This is a genomic window from [Brevibacterium] flavum, from assembly GCF_019317305.1.
GTDB lineage: Bacteria > Actinomycetota > Actinomycetes > Mycobacteriales > Mycobacteriaceae > Corynebacterium > Corynebacterium glutamicum.
The window spans coordinates 563849-586453 of record NZ_CP079240.1 but is presented as its reverse complement, the minus strand read 5'-3'; the positions used below and the strand labels follow the sequence as shown (position 1 = coordinate 586453).

The following is a 22605-nucleotide window of genomic DNA, read 5'->3' as shown; positions in this document are numbered from 1 at the left end:
CGTCTGTGTACAAAAAGAAAGGAGACCCTGGTTCTACTTTTTCAAGTAGATCCAGGGCCTCAACTTCTCAGCGACCAATTAGCTGTGCTGGATTTAAGGTTTCCTTGCTCTAGAAAGCCTCATCCAATGGGACGGATGCGCCGGTGAACTCACCGAATCCATCGTCACCGTAAATCGACTCACCATAAGTTGGGATCGAGTATGCGGCGTTGCGAGCAGCCTCGGTTGGCTTGATGGAGATGTTGCGGTAACGGGAAATACCAGTACCAGCTGGGATCAGCTTACCGATGATCACGTTCTCCTTCAGGCCGATGAGCTTATCGGAGCGCTTGTTGATAGCAGCATCAGTCAGGACACGAGTGGTCTCCTGGAAGGACGCTGCAGACAGCCAAGACTCAGTTGCGAGAGAGGCCTTGGTGATACCCATGATCTCAGAACGCAGCTCTGCAGGCTGACCGCCCGCACCGATTGCCTCAGAGTTAGCCAGCTTCGCCTCAGAGAGGTCAACCAAAGAACCAGGAAGGAACTCGGTGGAACCGGACTCAATGACGGTACCGCGACGCAGCATCTGACGAATGATGATTTCGATGTGCTTGTCGTGGATGGCCACACCCTGTGCACGGTAAACAGCCTGCACCTCATCGATGAGGTGCTGCTCCACACCACGGCGACCGAGGATCTCGAGCACGTCGTGTGGATCAGCTGCACCACGGAGCAGACGCTGACCAACGGTGACGCGGTCACCTTCGGTCAAGGTGCGCTCAATGAACGCACCAGCGTTGGACTCCATAGCCACGCGAGTGGATGCAAGACCCTGTCGCTTGGACAGCTTCTCGTAGACAACGTTGTCGGAGCCATCGTCAGGAACGATGGTCAGAGTGTAGAAGTTGCCTTCATCCTCAAGGTGGATAACACCTTCAACAGAAGCAATTGGTGCACAGTTCTTAGGAACACGTGCCTCAAACAGCTCCTGAACACGAGGCAGACCGCCGGTAATATCGCCACCGACACCACCCTGGTGGAAGGTACGCATGGTCAGCTGGGTACCAGGCTCACCAATGGACTGTGCAGCAACAATACCGACAGCCTCTCCGATATCAACCTGCTGGCCGGAAGCCATGGACTTGCCGTAGCACTTAGCACAAACACCGGTTGGGGTCTGGCAGGTAAGTACGGAACGAACCTTGACGTCCTTGATGCCAGCCTCGACCAGAAGGTCAATGTTGAGCTCGGTCAGATCGGTACCAGCAGCAAGCACAACCTCGCCTGCAGCGTTGGTTGCATCGCCAGCCAGAACACGACCGGAGACAGAAGTCTCGATCAGGTCATGGCGGGTGTAGCCGGTGACAGCACCGGTTGCATCCAGAACCTCAGCAGCGACAGGAACGCGAACACCCTGGCGGGTGCCACAGTCCTCAACACGCACGATGACGTCCTGAGCGACGTCAACAAGACGACGGGTCAGGTAACCGGAGTCAGCGGTACGCAGCGCGGTATCGGCCAGGCCCTTACGGGAACCGTGGGAGTTGTTGAAGTACTCGAGAACGGTCAAGCCTTCACGGAAGGAAGTCTTGATCGGGCGGGTGATGTAGTCACCCTTCGAGTTCACAACCATGCCCTTCATACCAGCAAGGGTCCAGATCTGACGCATGTTACCGGCAGCACCGGACTTCACGATCATTGGAATTGGGTTGTCGTCTGGGTACAGATCCTCGACAGCCTGTCCAACCTCGTCAGTTGCGTCCTTCCACAGCTCGACCAGACGGTCGTAGCGCTCACGGCCGGTGAGCTTACCGCGGTTGTACTTAACTTCGATCTGGCGTGCAGATTCCTCGTAGCGGTCCAGCATTTCTTCCTTGTTAGGAAGAACCAAAACGTCAGACATAGCGATGGTCACACCGGAACGGGTTGACCAGTAGAAGCCAGCATCCTTCATCTTGTCCATGGTCTGAGCCACGGTGATCATTGGGTACTTAGCAGCGAGGTCATTGACTACGTCGCCAAGCATGATCTTGTCGGAGCCGCCACCCTTACGGACCATAATGCCCTCAAGGTATGGGTAGTTCCAAGGCAGGATCTCGTTGAACATAACGCGACCCAAGGTGGTGTGAGCCAACCAAGTCTCGCCCTGGTTCCATCCATCTGGGAACTGCTCTGCTTCTACCTCAGCTGGTGGGCGCAGGTGGTTCAAACGGATGCGAACTGGGGCCTGCAGGCCGAGTACACCACGGTCATAAGCCATGATGGCTTCTGCCAGTGAGGAGTACACGCCCTTTTCAGGACCGTTTTCATCTGCAGGCTGGTAAGCGCCCTGTCCACCGAACTCCTCGGAAGACTTCTCCAGAGTCAGGTAGTACAGACCGGTCACCATATCCAGACGAGGCATAGCCAAAGGCTTACCGGAAGCTGGGGACAAAATGTTGTTGGATGCAAGCATCAGCACGCGAGCCTCAGCCTGAGCTTCAGCGGACAGCGGCAGGTGAACTGCCATCTGGTCACCATCGAAGTCGGCGTTGAAAGCTTCACAAGCAAGTGGGTGCAGCTGAATAGCCTTACCCTCAACAAGGACAGGCTCGAAAGCCTGAATGCCCAAGCGGTGCAGGGTTGGTGCACGGTTCAGCATCACTGGGTGCTCAGAGATGGCCTCTTCGAGGACGTCCCACACCTCAGGGCGCTGACGCTCAACCATGCGCTTTGCAGACTTGATGTTCTGTGCGTATTCGTTCTCCACCAAGCGCTTCATGACGAAAGGCTTGAAGAGCTCGAGAGCCATCAGCTTAGGCAGACCACATTCGTGGAGGCGCAGCTGAGGACCAACGATAATTACGGAACGACCAGAGTAGTCAACACGCTTACCCAGAAGGTTCTGACGGAAACGGCCTTGCTTGCCCTTGAGCAAGTCAGACAGAGACTTCAGCGGACGGTTACCCGGTCCGGTAACTGGGCGACCACGACGACCGTTGTCGAACAGCGCGTCCACAGATTCCTGCAGCATGCGCTTCTCGTTGTTCACGATGATCTCAGGTGCACCGAGCTCAATCATGCGCTTCAGACGGTTGTTGCGGTTGATCACACGACGGTAAAGGTCGTTCAAGTCGGAGGTAGCGAAGCGACCACCGTCAAGCTGAACCATTGGGCGAAGCTCTGGTGGGATCACTGGGATCGCGTTCAGAACCATGCCGGCAGGATCGTTGCCGGAACGCTGGAAGGCTGCAACAACCTTCAGGCGCTTCAGTGCACGCATCTTCTTCTGGCCCTTGCCATTGTTGATGATGTCGCGCAGCTCTTCAGCCTCAGCATCGAGGTCGAAGTTCTGGATCAAAGCCTCAATGGACTCTGCACCCATACCACCGGTGAAGTAATCCTCGTAGCGGTCGATCAGTTCATCGTAGAGCTTCTCATCGCGGATCATCTGCTTTGGAGCAAGCTTGATGAAGGTCTGCCAGACCTCATCGAGACGATCGATTTCGCGCTGTGCACGCTCACGGATGTGCTGCATTTCCTTATCGGCAGCAGCCTGAACCTTGCGGCGAGCGTCGGCCTTAGCGCCAGCTGCCTCAAGTTCAGCAAGATCCTCTTCGAGCTTTTCAGCACGCTCAGCAATGTCAGACTCTGCATCTGCCTCAACGTCCTTCTTCTCCAGAAGCATTTCTGCTTCAAGAGTGGTCTGGTCGCTGTGGCGAGCCTCTTCGTCCACGCTGGTGATGATGTTCGCACCGAAGTAGATGATGAGGTCCAGGTCCTTTGGAGCAAGGTCCAAAAGGTAGCCGAGGCGTGATGGAACGCCCTTGAAGTACCAAATGTGGGTTACTGGTGCAGCGAGCTCAATGTGTCCCATGCGCTCACGGCGCACCTTGGACTTGGTGACCTCAACGCCACAGCGTTCACAGATGATGCCCTTGTAGCGGACACGCTTGTACTTACCGCAGGCGCACTCCCAGTCGCGAGTTGGACCGAAGATACGCTCGCAGAACAGACCGTCCTTCTCAGGCTTGAGGGTTCGGTAGTTGATGGTCTCCGGCTTCTTGACCTCACCCTTAGACCAACGGCGGATGTCGTCGGCGGTGGCCAGGCCGATGCGGAGCTCATCGAAGACGTTTACGTCGAGCACGTAAAACTCCCTTTCCCCCCAGAACATCTCTTCAATGTCCGGGGGATGTATGGCTTGATTTCTAGCGGTTGTTTTCTGATCTGCTATGCGGTGTCGGCGTCGGAACGCTCGTCACGGGACAGGTTGATGCCAAGTGAGGCGCCTGCCTGATCGAAGTCGTCGTCGTCACCCGCGAGCTCCATTGGAGTGCCGTCTGCGGAGAGAACCTCCACGTTCAGGCACAAGGACTGGAGCTCCTTGAGGAGAACCTTGAAGGACTCAGGAATACCTGGATCCGGGATGTTCTCTCCCTTCACAATTGCTTCGTAGACCTTGACACGGCCAACCACGTCATCAGACTTGATGGTCAGCAGCTCCTGAAGTGTGTAGGCAGCGCCGTATGCCTGCATTGCCCACACCTCCATTTCGCCGAAACGCTGTCCACCGAACTGTGCTTTACCACCCAGTGGCTGCTGGGTAATCATGGAGTAAGGACCAGTGGAACGTGCGTGGATCTTCTCGTCAACGAGGTGGTGCAGCTTCAGCATGTACATGTAGCCGATGGAAACCGGGTACGGGTAAGGCTCACCGGAGCGGCCGTCGATAAGCGTTGCTTTACCATCCGCGTTAACCATGACGTCGCCGTCGCGGTTTGGACGTGAATTAGCGAGCAGGCCTGCGAGCTCTTCGTTTGACGCACCGTCGAACACAGGAGTTGCAGTCAAGGAACCAGCAGGAACCTCGAGGAGGTCTGCAGGCAGAGTCTTGACGAGCTCAGCGTTCTCAGGATTTTCAGGATCCACGGACCAACCAGCAGATGCCAGCCAGCCAAGGTGGGTCTCAAGAACCTGACCAATGTTCATACGACGTGGAACACCGTGGGTGTTCAAGATGATGTCAACAGGAGTGCCGTCTGGAAGGAATGGCATATCTTCCTGAGGCAGAATCTTACCGACAACACCCTTGTTACCGTGGCGGCCAGCGAGCTTATCGCCGTCCTGGATCTTACGCTTCTGAGCAACGTAGATACGGATCATCTCGTTGACGCCAGGAGCCAGATCGTCGTCGTCCTCGCGGGAGAAGTGACGCACGCCGATGACCTTGCCGGTCTCGCCGTGAGGCACCTTCATGGAGGTATCGCGAACTTCGCGGGCCTTCTCACCGAAGATTGCGCGCAGCAAGCGCTCTTCCGGGGTGAGCTCGGTCTCGCCCTTAGGGGTGACCTTACCGACCAGGATGTCGCCGTCACGAACATCAGCACCGATGCGGACAATACCGCGGTCGTCGAGGTCCTTGAGGACTTCTTCAGACACATTAGGGATGTCGCGGGTGATTTCTTCGGCGCCAAGCTTAGTGTCGCGGGCATCGATCTCGTGCTCCTCGATGTGGATCGAGGTCAAGATGTCCTGCTCAACGATGTTCTGGTTGAGGATGATCGCATCCTCGTAGTTGTGGCCTTCCCAAGGCATGAACGCAACCAGAAGGTTACGGCCAAGGGACATTTCACCATTGAAGGTACCTGGACCATCAGCAATAACCTGGCCAGCTTCAACGCGCTCGCCCAAGTTAACCAAAGGCTTCTGGTTGTAGCTGGTGCCCTGGTTGGTGCGCTGGAACTTACGCAGCAGGTAGGTTTCGCGCTTGCCGTCATCAGCCATGATGGTGATGAAGTCAGCTGAAACGTTTTCCACAACACCTGCGACTGGGGTAATAACCAGGTCGCCGGCGTCGTATGCTGCGCGCTGCTCCATACCGGTGCCCACGAAAGGAGCCTCGGCACGAATCAGTGGCACAGCCTGCTTCTGCATGTTCGCGCCCATCAGTGCACGGTTAGCATCGTCGTGCTCCAGGAATGGAATCATCGCGGTACCAACAGAAACCATCTGACGAGGGGAAACGTCCATGTAATCAACCGCGTTGCGGCCAACCATGGCGATGTCGCCGTCCTTCAAACGAACAGTGACGGTCTCATCGGTGATGTTGCCCTCTTCGTCGTAGTGCGTGTTTGCCTGCGCAACAACGAAGCGGTCTTCCTCATCAGCGGTAAGGTAGTCAATCTGGTCGGTCAGCTTGCCGTCGATGATGCGACGGTATGGGGTCTCAATGAAACCGAATGGGTTCACTCGAGCATAGGAAGCCAAGGAACCGATCAGGCCAATGTTTGGACCTTCCGGAGTCTCAATTGGGCACATACGGCCGTAGTGAGATGGGTGAACGTCTCGAACCTCGATGCCGGCGCGCTCACGGGACAGACCACCCGGGCCCAGAGCCGACAGACGACGCTTGTGAGTCAAACCAGACAGGGAGTTGTTCTGGTCCATGAACTGAGACAGCTGGGAAGTTCCGAAGAACTCACGGATAGCTGCAGAGACAGGACGAACGTTGATCAAGGAAGTAGGAGTAATGGACTCCGCATCCTGGGTGGTCATACGCTCACGAACAACGCGCTCCATGCGGGACAGGCCGACACGGACCTGGTTCTGGATCAGTTCGCCAACGGTACGCAGACGACGGTTACCAAAGTGGTCGATGTCATCGGTCTCGACTGGGATCTCTTCACCATTTGGAGAAGTCATGACGCGCTCACCTGCGTGCAGACGCACCAGGTACTCGATGGTGGTTGCGATGTCCTCTTCAGTAAGAGTCATCAAACCATCGTGGTCGCCACCAAGACCGAGCTTGCGGTTGATCTTGTAACGACCAACGCGAGCCAGGTCGTAGCGCTTTGCACGGAAGAAGCTGTTGTCCAGGAGGGACTGCGCAAGGTCGCGGGTAGGCTGCTCGCCTGGACGCTGCTTGCGGTAGATCTCCAGCAATGCCTCATCGGTGTTTGCTACACCATCGGACTCGAGGGTGGACATCATGATTTCAGAGAAACCGAAACGCTCGGTGATCTGCTCAGTGGTCCAGCCAAGAGCCTTCAGCAGTACGGTGACTGGCTGGCGACGCTTGCGGTCAATACGAACACCAACCGAATCGCGCTTATCGACGTCAAACTCAAGCCAAGCACCACGGGAAGGAATAACCTTCACGGCGTGCAGTGGACGCTCAGTTGACTTGTCGATGGTCTGGTCAAAGTACACGCCCGGGGAGCGGACGAGCTGGCTGACCACAACGCGTTCGGTTCCGTTGATGATGAACGTTCCCTTGTCCGTCATCATTGGGAAATCGCCGATGAAGACAGTCTGAGACTTGATTTCACCGGTGGTGTTGTTGACGAACTCCGCGGTCACATACAGTGGCGCCGCGTAGTTGATGTCCTTTTCTTTCGCCTCGTCAATGGTGTTCTTGACGTCTTCGAAGCGTGGCTCCGAAAGGCTCAGGGACATGTTTCCAGAGTAATCCTGGATTGGGGAGAGCTCCTCGAGAATGTTCTCAAGGCCGCTGGTTACGCGGGCTCCCTCGCCGAATTCTTCCTTCTGACGAGCACGCCACTCAGGCGTACCAATCAGCCAGGAGTAAGAATCCAGTTGAAGATCTAGTAGCCCGGGCACCTCAATGGGTGCGGACACCTTCGCGAAAGAATAACGCTGCGGTGCACCGGGAATATCGACGACTGACTTGGTCTGGCGGGAGACTGCCAAGATGGGTCCTTCCAGCACCTCACGCGGGTAATTGCACCTGGCTGGTCAAGGCCATTAAGTGCAGATCAACACCGCTGGTATTTTTGAGCAATTGGTCTGCTGAGGAACCCGATCCCCCTGAACAACTCCAGATAGCACTGAATGACCTTGTCAAATCGGTTTTTTCAAACCACCTTGATCAAGGTCTTGGCGCTACAGGAACGAAAAAGAGTCACGAATTCCAACGCAACGACTCAGAGTATACCAATCGCGCGCGAAAGTAAAGGGGAGATTTTTCATCTGGTGCTCCGCGTGCTATTAGCAACCAACCGCACGGGCGCGTTCCCCAGAAATCTTCTTGATCCCTTCTACGAGGCACCCTAGCAAACAAACCCGGGGTTTCCGCAATTCGAAACAGGGAAAATCTATTTGAACAGCAGGTTAAGCTTCTCGACGTTTCTTCCCAAACGCCCCAAGACACCCGGCCAGGCCCACGAGAGCCAATACCGCACCGATCACAATACCTACGGTATTTGCGATTTTGCTCACATCACCATCAGGGATGCTTTCGGCCTGTGCAACCAGCTTAGAGACAGCTGCATCGTCGAGGGAGGCGTCGAAAAGCAATTTCTGTTCGTACTTCTGGCCGCTGCGGTCGCCGTAAAAATCATCAATATTTTCAGCTAGATCGACAACCAAACCGGTACGCTGATCCACCCAAAAATCACGAGTCACATTGTGATAAAAATAGCCCGTCGTGGTACCGCCATCCTCTTTAGTGAACGTGGTGGTGTTGTTGGCATCCGCGAAATACTCCGCCACATTCGCGTTATCAATCACCTGACGGTAATGCAGCACCTCACGGCCATCGATCTCCGTGGACTCCACAAAATCCGCCGGCAGCGCAGACCTCAGCACCGGATCCACCACGTTGTAAGTGGTCTCCTGCGCGTCAGTTGGGAACTTCAACCAAATGCCATCCACCGAATACTGCACCGTAGGGCTCGCCAACTGATTAGTCAGCGCAATATCGGACAAAACCTCACCAGAGGTGCGATCAATGCGGAAACTCGACACAGTCGCTGACAGGAGCCGTTCCTGCTCAAAACCCTGAGTATCAGGATTACCACGCAGCATTGAATCACCAATCCGAATAGTGGCCTCATCAGCACTCGCAGGATCCATCACCTCAAAATGCAACTGACGAGTCACCGGCGTAGTCACCACACCCGCCAACGGATCAGAATTAATAGTGGTCTGAGCGTCAGAGTCATGGAGAACGTACGTCGTCGTCTCCAAATCAAGAGGCAAACGGCCATCAGCGTGCACAAAGCGCGGAGCCACCAGACCCCAGACCACAAGTGCCACACCAATTCCGAGCAGGAGCGCGGAGAAAATCCTGGATTTAGGCAGCATGCGGACGATGTTACCGGAGCACCCACCAGGCATTGGTATCGACGGTAAGATTTATTGATCCAATACCTGTTTAGCGGAATCTAACAGCGCCTTCTTGTCATCGCAGTAGAAATCAACCGCAGTAATTTCAGCCTCTCCGAAATACAGATCTTCAATCACAACAGTCGAATGCAGCTCAAGTCGAAGATTCACCTCACTAAGCACCGGAACCCGTAACTCATTATCTTCATTGACAAAGATGTCTCCGCCCTGCCCAGCACCGACCCCTTTTAACGAGCGAACCTGCTCCCATGGAATGACACAAGAAAATCTAATTCCATGTCTAATTTTCAGGCTGTCACTTTCAACTACATGGGGATTCATCCTTATAGAGGTGTAAAATCCCAGCAATAGGACTAGTGCATACAGACTGCTGACAAATAGAACGATTCTCCAGATTTCGCTGGTTATTGCTAAATGCACTACGACGATTTCAACAACAACTAATCCCACAATTAGAAATACCACGGTGCGAAGATTCTTATACCCCGTGTGAATCTCTCCTACCTGGACAGGCTTTACACGATTAAAAACCCTGGCAAAAGAAGTAATCGAATAAATCTCCGAGACCAATAACACCAATGCACGCCGGGGAACTCCAAACCTACGTGCAGTCTTACTCAGCGAACTCGCCCACGAGTCACAAGCTAATCGGTCACGAATCATTCCGCTAAACAAGAGCCCCAAAGCCACAAGTATTAGAACGAGAGGAAAAGTCACTACCTGGAGTGGAAACCCTCCTCCAATAACTGATGCCAACACAATAACAAGTTCAAAGAAAATTCCAGTCAGCATCAAAGATCTAAACAAGATCTTCATCTGAAAACCGTGTTTTTCCTGCATATCGTCAGTGTAGCAAGAAGAGATCGCCATCAGTTTTGTTCTTTCTTTGCATCATTTCGCGTATCCCAGTCGGTCTTTGAAACTCCAAAGTCAACGGTCTTAAGTCCTGGATTGTGGGCTTGAGTTTAGCGGCGTTGTGAGTGAACCAGACAATCGAGATCAAACCGGACTAGCACCTCCACCAAGATCTAGATATTTGCCATCACAACTTTCCCTTAAGTTGGATTCCTCAGTATCTGTACCTTAAGGGCGACTTCTCATCACACGACTTCACGCGCTCAACTTCACGTGGTCGACTTCCGTCGGCGATGTCAGGATTTCCTAGCGAAGTCGAGGTTAAGAAGTTGAGCATGAGAAGTCAGCACACGCGAAGTCGAACAAGAGGACTGCTGCTTTCAGTTCTGAGCGGAACCCCTCCCCTCTTAAGTTCGATACCTCACTAGCGGGTTCACATTTCCAATATCGCAAGCTCAATTTCTCAAATCCAATTTTTTAAGCTCGAGACCATTCGCAAAACCACCAAAAACCTACTGAAATCGCTCTTAAGAAATTGAGCAAGCGATACCGTAGTTGAGAAACCGAAACCAAGAAACCGCAATTGAGAAACCGCTACCGTGAAATCGAACTTAAGACACCGCCGACCCCAACAAACCCCGGAACCCAACCCAAACCCACCCCAAACAGCACAAAACCCCACCCCTGGAATGAGTCCAGAGTGTGGGGTTTTGAAAAAGTGTAAGAAAGTTCTTACTTAAGGGTGACCTTTGCGCCAGCCTCTTCGAGCTTAGCCTTTGCAGCCTCAGCGTCGTCCTTGTTTGCGCCCTCGAGGATAGCCTTAGGTGCGCCCTCAACGAGCTCCTTTGCTTCCTTCAGGCCCAGGCCGGAGACGAGCTCGCGGACAGCCTTGATGACGCCGATCTTCTTTGCGCCTGCGTCTTCGAGAACGACGTCGAACTCGTCCTTCTCTTCTGCAGCAGCAGCTTCGCCGCCTGCAGCGCCTGCAGCAGCAACTGCAACTGGAGCAGCTGCGGTTACGTCGAAGACCTCTTCGAATTCCTTAACGAACTCGGAGAGCTCGATGAGGGTCATTTCCTTGAAAGCCTCGATGAGCTCGTCTTTGGTGAGCTTAGCCATGGTGGCATCCTTCCTGTTGTTGAGCGTTTAGCACGCTCGAAAAAGTTTGGGGTAAAACTGGTGCGCCTGGTGGCGACTTATGCGTCCTTCTTGTCCTGGAGCGCAACGGCGAGGCGTGCGACCTGGGAAGCAGGAGCGTTGAACAGGCCTGCGGCCTTTGCCAAGCTGCCCTTCATGGCGCCGGCAAGCTTCGCGAGAGTGGTCTCACGGTTGTCCAGCTCGGCGATTGCGTTGACCTGTTCAGCGGTCAGCGCGTTGCCATCCATGTAGCCACCCTTGACTACGAATGCCTTGTTTTCTTCGCCGAATTTCTTCAGCACCTTAGCGGTGTCAACTGCTTCGCCCTTGATGAAGGCAACAGCGGTTGGACCGGTCAGGAGATCATCAAGGCCCTCGATGCCAGCTTCGTTAGCGGCGATCTTAACAAGGGTGTTCTTGGCGACGGAGTACTGGACATCGAAGCCCAGTGCCTTACGCAGTTCGGTGGTCTGAGCCACGGTCAGGCCACGGTACTCGGTAAGAACGACGGTGTCGGTCTCAGCGAAACGTGCCTTGAGCTCTGCCAGAGCTGCTTCGTTTCTTGGGTTTGCCATTACTTCGCCTCCTTCCTCTTATGTGTAATCTACTGATCCGCGGAGCTTTCACACGGTCAATAAACCAATGAGAAAAGCCCCGTGCAAGAGCACAGGGCGCTATACATTCCACATAAGGAATCTAAGGCGTTCAAGTGTCTCCTGCGTGGGCCGTTCCTAGGGATAGGAAACCTTCGATCCGCTGTGCGGATGACCTACGGTCTTCGGTGAACCTTGAGCTCGATCTAGCGCGTGGCCGATCGTTCAAACTTCGGTCTATTACTTTAGGGTAGGATCGGCCGAAATACCAAATCGCGGTTTAGTCTGCAAGGAATTCAAAGGTCACGGCGATTTCTTTGGTGACTTCGATGTCAGAGGGGGCGAGTTCTAGGTCGAGTGTGCGCGGTGGCATGGAGGCTTTTGCTGCCATCATTTCTGCGCGTGCTGGTATGGGTGTGGAGCTGTGGGTGTCGGTTGTTGCGTAGAGAAGTGCACCTAGCTGCCCGCCGAGGGATTCTGCGATGGCGGCCGCGGTGTTCCGCGCAGTGTCGGCAGCACCTTGCAATGCCTCCACAGCAGCCTCTGCAGCTAAACTGTCACTCAAGGACCACAACGGGCCGTCGACTTGAACGTCTGGCACCGCTGCGAGCCGGGAGATGATGTCGCGTGCGATGTTCACATCGGTGCCGGTGACTTCTGCGTTCCAGTCGGCGTTGATTTGGCCGTCGTATGCAGTGGATTCAGAGATGCGTTCGCCTTGGAGGGGGACGTCGATAAGCACGCTGCCTATGGCGGAAATTGCCGTAGCCCGGCGCGCGTACGCGTCGTTGGGGTGTGAGTGGGCTGAGGCACTCAGGCGGATGCGCCAGGTGTCGGCGGTGACGTGTAGGGTGTGGCGCGCGCTGGCTTTTACGGTGGGCTCCATGTCGCGATTCTACCTGTGATCTGCTAAAACGGCTTGCGCTGCCCACCAGCCGGGCATTCCGTGGACTCCCCCGCCCGGCGCGTTGGAGGCGGATGCCATGTACGTTTTCTCGCCGATTTTGGTCGGCATTCGCCGAAGCAGCGCGGACCCTGCGGTGATGTCTCCGCCAACAAGATTGGGGTTCCACGCCTCTAAATCCTCCGCGTTGGTATCCACTGAATGCACGATGCGATCACGGAAACCGGGGGCGAAGCGTTCAATCTGCGCAGTGATTAATAAAGCAGCTCGCTTATCGACGAAACCCCGCGGCACATGCGCGTAGGCCCACACGACGTGGCGCCCCTCCCGGGCGCGTGAAGGATCCGCCAGTTGTTGTTGGCACAAAATGATAAACGGGCGTTCGGGCATCCGTCCCGCTGCGACTTCTGCTTCTGCGAAAGCGATTTCCTCAGAGCTTCCGCCCACATGGACGGTTGTGGCCTGGCCTACCTGGGGATTGCTCCAGGGAATTGGGCCGTCGAGGAGGTAGTCCACTTTGTAGGAACTTGGTCCGTGTTTCCAGGTGCTCATGCGTTGCGGAAGCCCTGCATTAAGGTCAGTTCCTTTGAGTTTCAGCACCTGTGAGGGGGTTTGGTTCAGAATAATGGCATCGGTGTCGCGGAATTGTGAGAGGGAATCAATCTGTGAATCGCAGTGAATGGTGCCACCGTGATGGTTTATGACATTGACCAGAGCATCGACGATCCGTCCGCTTCCCCCAACTGCAACCGGCCATCCTCGCGACATCCCCAGAGCGCCGAAAAGCATTCCAAGTGATGCGGTCATCGGCTTGTGTGGTGGAGTCACCGAGTGCATCGCCGAACCGATAAACAGGGATCGGGCTTCTTCTGTTTCAAAAGCGGCACTGGCTAGACGTTTCGCGGGCAGCAACGCAAGTGGGCCAAACTTTGCCATCCGAATCGGATGTGCTGGCCATTTCAGCACCGGCCCCAATAGATTGGCTAAGTGTTTATCAATATGTGTGGTTAATCCCTGGTGCAGATTCTTCCAACGACGTGCATCAGGTCCAAGCTTTTTGGCGGTCTCTGGGAGTGAAGCTTCCAGCAGTCCGGTCCGACCATGATCTAAGGGGTGGGCCATCGCAAAGGGAGAATACGCCCATTCCAGGCCGTGATCTTCCAGACCCAAATAGTGAAAAGCTGGGCTTGCCACTCCGAAAGGATGCCCTGCGGCACCCAAATCGGTTATCGTCCCCTCCCCCAGAACGCTTGCTGAGCGCGCCGCCCCTCCAGGGGTTGGCGCCGCCTCATACACTTCTACTTGCCAACCTGCTTTGGCCAGCACCGCCGCCGTGGTGAGCCCATTGGGGCCAGAACCAACAACGACCGCGTGCTTTGCGCCAGTGTTTCCGCCTCGAAATGTCACGACTTTTAGGTTACCCTGCTAAGAAACTTTTTCTTGCGTATCAAAATCACTAATCGCTCCGCGTGGTAGTGCGACCCGAGCGGAATTGAGGATAGCCAGCACGTCAATGACCTCTTGGAAGATCGCACCCATCAGTGGCGTCAAGAATCCAAATACCGCGAGGATCATTCCTATGACACTCAACGCCATGCCACCACCCGCAGATTGCAACGCTATTCGACGCATCCGTGCACTGATGTGGAGCAGATCGTCGAGACGTTCCAGGGAAGACTCCAAAATCACAGCATCTGCTGCTTCGGACGTGACATCGGAGTCTGCTCCCATCGCGACACCAACGGTGGCAACGGCCATGGCTGGCGCATCGTTGATTCCATCACCTAAGAACATGGTGGCGCCGTGCTCATTATGCCGATTAACAATGTTCAGCTTGTCTTCCGGTGAGGCCTCTGCGTGTACCTCATCGATGCCAACCTTGTCCGCAAGGTAACGAACCTCAGATGCGCGATCACCAGAGATAATCATGAGCTTGTCCACTTTATGCTTCTTGGGCAAGTGCGCGATGAACTCACTGGCAGATGCACGAGGTTCATCCCGGAGGCGAATGAGTGCTGCATATTTATCATCAACAAGCACCACAGATTCCATGCCGGAACTTGTCACCGGAATGTAGTTCTTGCTGTCTGGATCAATTTCTAGTGTGCTGCGCCTATTGGTTATTCGAACCAGGTGCTCGCCCACCGTGCCGGTTAGTCCCTGTCCTGGACGTTCCGATACTTCCACTACATCAGGCAGATGAAGTTCCCTGGCTTTTGCGCCCTCACGAATCGCGTCAGCCAACGGGTGTCTGGAGTAGCGCTCTACTGAAGCAGCCAAAGCTAGGACTGTATCTTCCTCAACTCCGGGAGCAGTGTGGATATCAGTAATCACTGGCCTGCCATAGGTGAGCGTTCCAGTCTTATCGAACATCACTGTCTTTACTTCTGAAGCGTTTTCCAGCATTCCAGGGTTCTTCACGATGATGCCCCGACGAGCCGCAAGGGAAATCGCACCGATGATCGCCACTGGCACTGCAATGAGCAATGGACATGGGGTGGCGACAACGACAACAGCCAAGAACCTCACTGGGTCGCCGGAGACAATCCAGCCAAGACCACCGAGGGCAAGTGCAATCACCGTATACCACGCGCCAAGACGGTCAGCCATCCTGCGCATTTCTGGGCGGTTGTTTTCTGCTTCATGGAGTACACCAACAATTTGGGCGTATCTGGAATCATGGGCAAGCTTTGTGGCAACAATCGTCAGCGGAGTATCACCATTGACTGCACCCGACATTGCTTGCGAACCTTTAGATTTGCTCACCACATAGGGCTCACCCGTGAGATAAGACTCATCCATGGTGCCGTGGCCTGCCACGATTTCACCATCCACGGGACAAAGTTCATGCGGGAGCACCGCCACTAGATCACCAACCGTGATCTCTTCCACGGCGATCTCTTCGGTTCCATCAAGAATGGTTGCACCCAACAGGCGGTGAGCTGTACTTGGTGCGCGCCGGGCAAGTGCGTCCAAGGTGCCACTGGCTCGCCGTGATGCTGCCTCTTCTAGCGCTTCACCACCAGAGAGCATGAGCACGATGATCGCGGCAACCAACCACTCCCCTAACAACACAGAAGTAATGATGGAGACTGCTGCTAAAGTATCCGCGCCACCGCGAGTTTTAATGGCTGATTTCAGCACATCCCACATCAACGGAATGCCACCTACGATAACGATGGCTATTAAAGGCCAGTTTTTAGCAAGGCCATCTAGAGCTAGAGCCAGCCATAAAATGAGATGTATTGCGATGGCAACAAGGGCTGCGACAGTGATGATGCCATCAAATGAGCGGATGAATAACATCCAGGGATTTGGGGTATTAAGTTTTTTATTCATAACCCCATTATCACCCATAAAAATGTCCCTGACCAGCATGTACAGGCTTCCCTTGGCAAGGTAAGGATGGGCTTTCCCTAAAATAATAAGGCCAACGACCCCTTAAATTTCCAAGGAGCCGTTGGCCGTATTTGGCTGCAACAGGCAGCCACAACAGGAAGTGACTATGCCCAACCCGCAGGCATTAATCCGACGATCGCGAGAACCGAGTACACAAACGCCAGGGAGTACACCACAATCAACAGGATCTGGAAGATGGGGTGCGCTTGCCAGGTGGCTTTCCACACTGGTTCTTGGTCGCCACTCTTGCGGGAGTTGCGCAGCAACAGCACGGGGATGATGGACATGATTGCTCCGGCAAATCCTCCGGCGTAGCTCAGTGCTGCCACGAATCCGCCTAATCCCGCAAGTGAAATTGCCAGTGGTGGAAGAACAGTTAGTCCGACAGCAACGGATCGCTGCCATCCGTGTTCTGGCCAGTGGCCAATATCTAGTACGTTGCGCATCGCGGTGAATCCAATGGCGATGAATGAAGTGAACATGGCCAATAGTGCGAGGGCATTGGCCATGTAATAGGCCACTGGGGCGAGTGCCTCACCCCAGGAGATGGTGACAACTTCACTGACGCCTGTGCCCAGAAGCCCTAGTGCCGCGAATGGTACAGCTGCCAGGGTGACACCAGTTGCGACCATGCCGATGATGATCGCGCGTGGCACTGCCTTCGGGGTGGCAGGGTTAACTCCTCGTGCGATTTCTGGAACCACATATTGGGCAAGGAAGGTAAAGACCGCGAGGTTCATGATCGGAACGATGAAGAATGGGTGGAACACGATCAGGTTGTCTGCGGAAATTCCAGGGCCAAGCACTGTCCATCCACACAGCACGATGATGATCGTTGCCATGCCAGTGGTGATCAATGCCTCCACGAAGCTTGCCGTGTGCAGGCCTTTCCACATGATCAAGGTGCCTAAAACAAAGAATCCAAGGGTGCCCACGATTGGTGGCAGGCCGGTGAGGTTGCCTATCAAAATGCCGGATCCTGATGCGTAGGCAATCAGTGCACCCACGCTGTTGACCACAATGGCAATGAACACCAGCCAGCGGCCCCACTGCCCCAGGTATTTTTCTGCCAGGCCGGAAAGCTGCAGTGGCTTCTTGGTGCGCAGGGATACTTCGGCGATGTAGAGCATGGAGATGGTGGTCAGTGTTCCCGCAATGAGCAGGGCAACAACCAGGGCGAGGAAACCACCGTTGCGGGCAGCGTATGGGAGGCTGAGCACACCGGCGCCGATGTTGGTTCCGTAGATAAGGGCAACGCCTTGGGCAACGCTGAGGTACTTCTTCTTAGCAGAGGACACATTCTGAGGTGCTGTACCTGCAGCATTGTGCGCAACTATTGATTCGGTAGTCATGTTTTTTCCTTCGGGTTATTCACCAGACAGCTCATGTGTCACGGCAAAGCGAGGTAACGCACGGAAAGATATTCTTCGATTCCTTCGGTTCCGCCTTCTCTGCCGAAGCCGGATTGTCCGATGCCGCCAAAAGGTGCTGCTGGGTCAGAGATGGCGCCTCTGTTGATTCCGACCATTCCGGCTTCCAAGTGTTCCGCCATGTACTGTGTTGCTTTCACATTGTTGCTGAATCCGTAGGCTGCGAGGCCGAATTCGGTGGAATTTGCTTGTGCAACGCCTTCGGCCAAGTCGGTGAAAGTGGCAATGGTGGCCACAGGTCCGAAGATTTCCTCATGCACAATCCGTGACTGTGCAGGGACATCGGCCAAGATGGTGGCTGGATAGAAGAAGCCGGAGCCGTCGGGGACCTCCCCACCGATGATGAGGCGGGCGCCGTCGGTGATGGCTTCATCCACTAGTGCTGCGATCCGGTCGCGTTGACGGGCAGAAATCACCGGACCAATGGGAGTGTTCTGCATGGCTGTCGCCAGCTTTGAGGTGAATTGGGCAGCGCGGGATTCATGAACCAAGAAACGGTTAGCTGCGATGCATACTTGGCCGGCGTTGCGGAGTTTTGCGGCGATGGCACCGGATACGGCTTCGTCGAGGTCTGCGGCTTCGTCGATAACAAAAGCTGCATTTCCGCCGAGTTCCATGGAGGTGCGCAGCAGTCGGTCCGCGGATTGGCGGACCAGGATGCGTCCCACGTTGGTTGATCCAGTGAAGGTGACTTTAGCCAAGCGAGGATCAGCCATGAGTTCTGCCGATAGCTCTGCATCTCGAGTGGTGGTGATGATTGAGACCAAGCCCTGCGGGATGTTAAAGGTATCAAAGACGGAGGCGATGATCTCCCCAACTTTGACCATGGTCAGTGGGGTTTCTGAAGCAGGTTTCACCAACACGGGGCAACCAGCGGCCAGGGCTGGGGCGATTTTGCGGGTGGCCATGGCGATGGGGAAATTCCATGGGGTGATCGCCAGCACTGGTCCCACGGGTGCGCGGGTGACGGCGATGTGACCGATTCCGGAAGGTGACTGTCCGTAGCGGCCGGGCAGGCGCACTGCTTCTTCCGCAAACCAACGGAAGTATTCTGCACCATAAGCTACTTCACCAAGAGCTTCTGCAACGGATTTTCCAGCTTCCAGGTGGATGATCTCTGCAAGTTCTTGGGCGCGTTCGGTGAGTGCTTCGAAGATTGCGGTGAGTACCACGGATCTTTCGCGGGGAGTTTTCGCAGCCCATGAAGGACCAGCTGCAACTGCATCAGAGAGCGCGGACATCCACTGGGTGGAATCGTGGTTTTCTAGCTCGGTGATGGTGGAGCCATCGCTGGGGTTGATTACTGGGAAGGTCAAAGACACTTTAGCCCACCTTCTGGTGCGCGGTTTCGCGCTCTAGGGCTGCGACTAACACCTGAAGACCATCACGGAGAGTGTCCTCTGCAATGACCAGTGGTGGCAGCAGGCGGATGACGTTGCCATCGGTGCCGCAAGTCAGCAGCAGCACACCTTCAGCTTTTGCGCGCGCAGCCACTGCGGCGGTTAAAGCTGCGTTCGGGCGGCCGGTAGCGTCGATAAGCTCAATGGCCATCATTGCTCCGCGGCCGCGGATTTCGGCGACTTCCGGGAAGGCACTCAGCTGCGCGAATTCATCGCGGATGATGGCCTCGATTTCTTGTGCGCGGGTCTTAAGGTCGGCTTGTTCCATCACTTCAATGGCTGCAAGTGCTGCGGCGCAAGCAACGGGGTTTCCGCCGTAGGTTCCGCCGAGCGCGCCGGGGCCGGGTGCGTCCATGATTTCTGCGCGGCCGGTCACTGCGGATAGTGGCATGCCGCCGGCGATGCCTTTTGCGGTGGTGATGACGTCGGGGATCACACCTTCTGCGTCGCTGGCGAACCAGTCGCCGGTGCGCAGGAAGCCAGATTGGATTTCATCGGCGATGAAGACCACGTCGTTCTCGCGGCACCAGGTGGAAATGGCTGCGAGGAATCCTGGTGCGGGGACGATGAATCCGCCTTCGCCCTGGATCGGTTCAATGACCACGCAGGCGAGGTTTTCGGCTCCGACCTGGGATTCGATCACGGAGATCGCGCGCTCTGCGGCTTCCGGGCCGGACAGTCCGTCGCGCAGTGGGTAAGACATTGGTGCACGGTAGACGTCTGCGGCTAGTGGTCCGAATCCGGACTTGTATGGGCGGTTCTTCGCGGTCATCGCCATGGTGAGGTTGGTCCGTCCGTGGTACGCGTTGTCGAACACCACGACCGCGCCCTTGCCGGTGTAGGCGCGTGCCACCTTGACGGCGTTTTCCACGGCTTCAGCGCCAGAGTTAAACAGCGCGCTCTTCTTGTCGTGATCGCCTGGAGTCAAGGCGTTGAGTCTCTCCGCCATGGCCACGTAAGTTTCATAAGGTGAGACCATGAAGCAGGTGTGGGTGAAGCGGGCAGCTGCGGCGCCGACGGCTTTCGCGACGGCCGCGTTGGATCCGCCGACCGTGGTCACGGCGATGCCGGAGGCCAGGTCGATGAAACGGTTACCGTCCGCGTCAGCCAAGATGCCACCGTCTGCGTCCACCACGTATCCAGGCAGACCCGGTGCAAGTGCTCGTGCTACTGCTGCTTGTCGACGCTCATCCAGCGCTTTCGACTTCGGCCCTGGCACCTGCTCGGCCACGGTGCGCGACTGCGGGATGCGGTATGAGAGATCTTCCACGGTTCCTCCTGTGAGGTGAGATGCAAACTGTTGTCTAGGTGATGAGTATTCTCTCCGAGGCAACGAAGTTAATATGTCCATGAGGGCGAAGTTGTAGACAATATTTCGCCCATATGGATAATTGACAGGAGTTTAACGCCATGGAAACCCCAACCCAAGACATGGATGTCCGCTGGTTATACACCCAAAGCCAGCTCAAACTCCGCGAAATTCTCCCCACAAACAAAACCTTCGATGTCATCCAAATCAGCGAACTCGTTGACCCCACCGACTTCATCAGCCCCAACAGCGTGGTCTTATCCGTTGGCATCGCCTTCGCAGAAACGCCCGACGGGCTTCGCGATTGGGCACACCGACTCGCCGACGCAGGGGTCATCGCGATCGGGTTCGGCTCCGGCCTCACCTTCCCACAGGTTCCGCAGGCGCTTATCGACGCCTCCCTCCACCTTGGCCTCGGCCTCTTTGAAGTCCCCCGTGAAATTCCATTTATCTCGATCACCTCCAGCGTGCGTGATGAGCAAACCCGCCGTGCCGGCCGCCTGCAACAAGAACTCCTCCTGGAACAGGAACGGCTTAACTCCATCGCCATCTCCGGTGGCATCGAAGCCCTGTGCCGTGCTGCCGCCGACTATTTGGGTGGTGCAGTAGCCATCGTGGACAGCGACGGCCGCGTGGCTTGCTCTATTACCACCGATGACCTAGACGCACTCCCCCAAGCTGTCTCGCGCCTTAACGGATTCAGTCAAGCACTCACGGATGCCACCAACTTTGGATTCATCCACCGCATGACCAGGTACGGCGACCGCCACCACGTGCTCTCAGTCCTTATGCCCACCCGCCCCAGCGAACAACACCGCGCACTGATCAGACACTGCGCAGGCCTTGCCGATATTTTACTTCAACGCCCCGAAGCCATGCGCGACCGAGAAATCGAAGTGCGCTCACTTGCCATGTCACTACTTCTGGGTAGAAGCGACGACCTAGCCACCATTCACCGCGTGTTCGCTGACATCACTGATGCTTCCGGAAATATCCGCCCCATCCTCATCACCGGCAACACACCCCAATCAGTACGAAAAGCACTCTCCAGTGTCGCCACCGCACTGTACAAACAGGAACGAGCACTAGCTCATCTACGCCTCGCCGAATCCACCGAACTCCTCTTCCTTCGCGGAAGCCGCAGCGTGCACAACATCGTGCAACTTTTTGGTACTGCCGCAAGCGGAGTTCGCCTCTGCATTGGTCTGCCCACCCGAGTGGAAAACATCGATAAGAAACTCATCCGCGAACTCACTGCCACCGCAAAAACCCTACAACTTGGAACCTACGCCGAACCCCGTGACGGCACCTTGCTGTGGCTCCAAAACCCCGAGCTGCGCAAAATCCTTAAGACCCGATCCCGCGACACCTACGACCGTCTCCTCGACCACGACCGCACCAACAACACCGAGCTCGCCCCCACTTTGGTGTCTTTTACTCAGCACGGCGGACATATAGGCGACACCGCCAAAGAACTGGGCATCCACCGCCACACCGTGCGCACCCGCATGATCCGCATTGAAGAGATCTGCGAAATCGACCTCAATGATCCACTGACCAGAGCGGAGCTGCTCTTAGTGATCGCAACGAAGGAGGGAGACGTCGAAAAGCATTAAAAAAGACCCCATGCAAAGCATGGGGCCTAAAGAGTTACGCGTGGGAAGGCTTATGCCTCTTCTGCGTAGTTCTTGGTGACGTGAGTGTCAACCTCAACACCAGGACCGGTGGTGGAAGACAGGGTCACGCGCTTGACGTAGATGCCCTTAGCGGAAGAAGGCTTGATACGGATGATCTCGTCGAGGAGAGCGCCGTAGTTCTCAGCCAGCTTCTTCGCATCGAAGGAAGCCTTACCAATTGCAGCGTGCAGGTTGGAAGCCTTGTCAACGCGGAAGGAAATCTTGCCGCCCTTGACCTCTTCGATAGCCTTAGCGACATCGTTGGTGACGGTGCCGGTCTTAGGGTTAGGCATCAGACCACGTGGGCCCAAGACACGAGCGATACGGCCGATCTTAGCCATCTGATCAGGGGTTGCAATAGCAACGTCGAAGTCGGTCCAGCCACCCTGGATCTTCTCAACGAGCTCGTCGGTGCCAACGAAGTCAGCGCCAGCAGCCTCAGCCTCAGTAGCCTTCTCGCCCTGTGCGAACACAGCAACGCGAACGGTCTTACCGGTGCCGTTAGGCAGGGAGACGGTGCCACGAACAAGCTGATCAGCCTTACGTGGGTCAACGCCCAGGCGGATAGCTACGTCGATGGAAGCGTCGTAGTTCTTGGAGGAGGTCTCTTTGACCAGGTTTGCAGCCTCGAGTGGGGAGTAGACGCGACCAGCGTCGATCTTCTCAGCGGCCTCGCGGTACGCCTTAGAGTTCTTGCTCATTAGAAATTCCCTTTCATGGAATTCTGTGGTTTAACGGGCCGGAGCTGGCCCTGCCACATAAAACTTTGGTGAAAATTGGTTGGTGGCCAT

General features: G+C 55.5%; 14 protein-coding genes. 1 reads left to right on the top strand and 13 read right to left on the bottom strand.

All coding sequences use genetic code 11. The annotated features are described in order from the left end of the window. Positions 1 to 109: 109 nt before the first annotated feature. The 12 genes from KW808_RS02790 to gabT form a co-directional block, all read right to left on the bottom strand. On the bottom strand, positions 110 to 4111 hold the full coding sequence (locus KW808_RS02790; protein ID WP_003854213.1) for a DNA-directed RNA polymerase subunit beta': 4002 nt from the start codon (positions 4109 to 4111) through the stop codon (positions 110 to 112). A gap of 83 nt (positions 4112 to 4194) precedes the next feature. Further along, positions 4195 to 7692, bottom strand: coding sequence for a DNA-directed RNA polymerase subunit beta (rpoB, locus tag KW808_RS02785; protein ID WP_034983547.1), 3498 nt, complete (start codon positions 7690 to 7692; stop codon positions 4195 to 4197). A 402-nt stretch (positions 7693 to 8094) separates the two neighbouring features. After that, positions 8095 to 9069, bottom strand: coding sequence for a cell envelope lipid trafficking protein PgfA (gene pgfA, locus KW808_RS02780; protein ID WP_034983912.1), 975 nt, complete (start codon positions 9067 to 9069; stop codon positions 8095 to 8097). Positions 9070 to 9120: 51 nt separating this feature from the next. Next, positions 9121 to 9951: a hypothetical protein gene (locus KW808_RS02775; RefSeq protein ID WP_230622896.1), complete on the bottom strand. Its 831-nt coding sequence runs from the start codon at positions 9949 to 9951 to the stop codon at positions 9121 to 9123. A gap of 747 nt (positions 9952 to 10698) precedes the next feature. After that, positions 10699 to 11085: a 50S ribosomal protein L7/L12 gene (gene rplL, locus KW808_RS02770; protein WP_003854210.1), complete on the bottom strand. Its 387-nt coding sequence runs from the start codon at positions 11083 to 11085 to the stop codon at positions 10699 to 10701. Between the two features lie 77 nt (positions 11086 to 11162). Continuing rightward, positions 11163 to 11678, bottom strand: a complete 516-nt coding sequence (gene rplJ, locus KW808_RS02765) for a 50S ribosomal protein L10 (protein ID WP_003854207.1) — start codon at positions 11676 to 11678, stop codon at positions 11163 to 11165. A gap of 298 nt (positions 11679 to 11976) precedes the next feature. Then, complete coding sequence (locus tag KW808_RS02760; RefSeq protein WP_003860528.1) at positions 11977 to 12582, bottom strand: SIMPL domain-containing protein; 606 nt, start codon at positions 12580 to 12582, stop codon at positions 11977 to 11979. 9 nt (positions 12583 to 12591) lie between these two features. Further along, a complete protein-coding gene (locus tag KW808_RS02755; protein ID WP_003860527.1) occupies positions 12592 to 14007 on the bottom strand; it encodes a phytoene desaturase family protein in 1416 nt (471 codons plus the stop codon). Positions 14008 to 14025: 18 nt separating this feature from the next. Further along, positions 14026 to 15978, bottom strand: coding sequence for a heavy metal translocating P-type ATPase (locus tag KW808_RS02750; protein ID WP_003860526.1), 1953 nt, complete (start codon positions 15976 to 15978; stop codon positions 14026 to 14028). A 125-nt stretch (positions 15979 to 16103) separates the two neighbouring features. After that, complete coding sequence (locus KW808_RS02745) at positions 16104 to 17351, bottom strand: aromatic amino acid transport family protein (protein ID WP_003860525.1); 1248 nt, start codon at positions 17349 to 17351, stop codon at positions 16104 to 16106. Positions 17352 to 17389: 38 nt separating this feature from the next. Beyond that, positions 17390 to 18751: an NAD-dependent succinate-semialdehyde dehydrogenase gene (locus KW808_RS02740; protein ID WP_003860524.1), complete on the bottom strand. Its 1362-nt coding sequence runs from the start codon at positions 18749 to 18751 to the stop codon at positions 17390 to 17392. Between the two features lies 1 nt (position 18752). Next, the gene (gene gabT, locus KW808_RS02735) at positions 18753 to 20099 is read right to left on the bottom strand and encodes a 4-aminobutyrate--2-oxoglutarate transaminase (RefSeq protein ID WP_003854195.1); all 1347 of its coding nucleotides are present in this window, start codon (positions 20097 to 20099) and stop codon (positions 18753 to 18755) included. A gap of 140 nt (positions 20100 to 20239) precedes the next feature. Here gabT and KW808_RS02730 point away from each other — a divergent pair, with 140 nt between their 5' ends. After that, positions 20240 to 21754 carry a PucR family transcriptional regulator gene (locus KW808_RS02730; RefSeq protein ID WP_499652556.1) on the top strand — a complete coding sequence of 505 codons (1515 nt, stop codon included), beginning with the start codon at positions 20240 to 20242 and terminating at the stop codon, positions 21752 to 21754. Positions 21755 to 21804: 50 nt separating this feature from the next. Here KW808_RS02730 and rplA read toward each other — a convergent pair whose 3' ends face one another. Beyond that, positions 21805 to 22515, bottom strand: a complete 711-nt coding sequence (gene rplA, locus KW808_RS02725) for a 50S ribosomal protein L1 (RefSeq protein ID WP_003860522.1) — start codon at positions 22513 to 22515, stop codon at positions 21805 to 21807. Between the last annotated feature and the right edge of the window lie 90 nt (positions 22516 to 22605).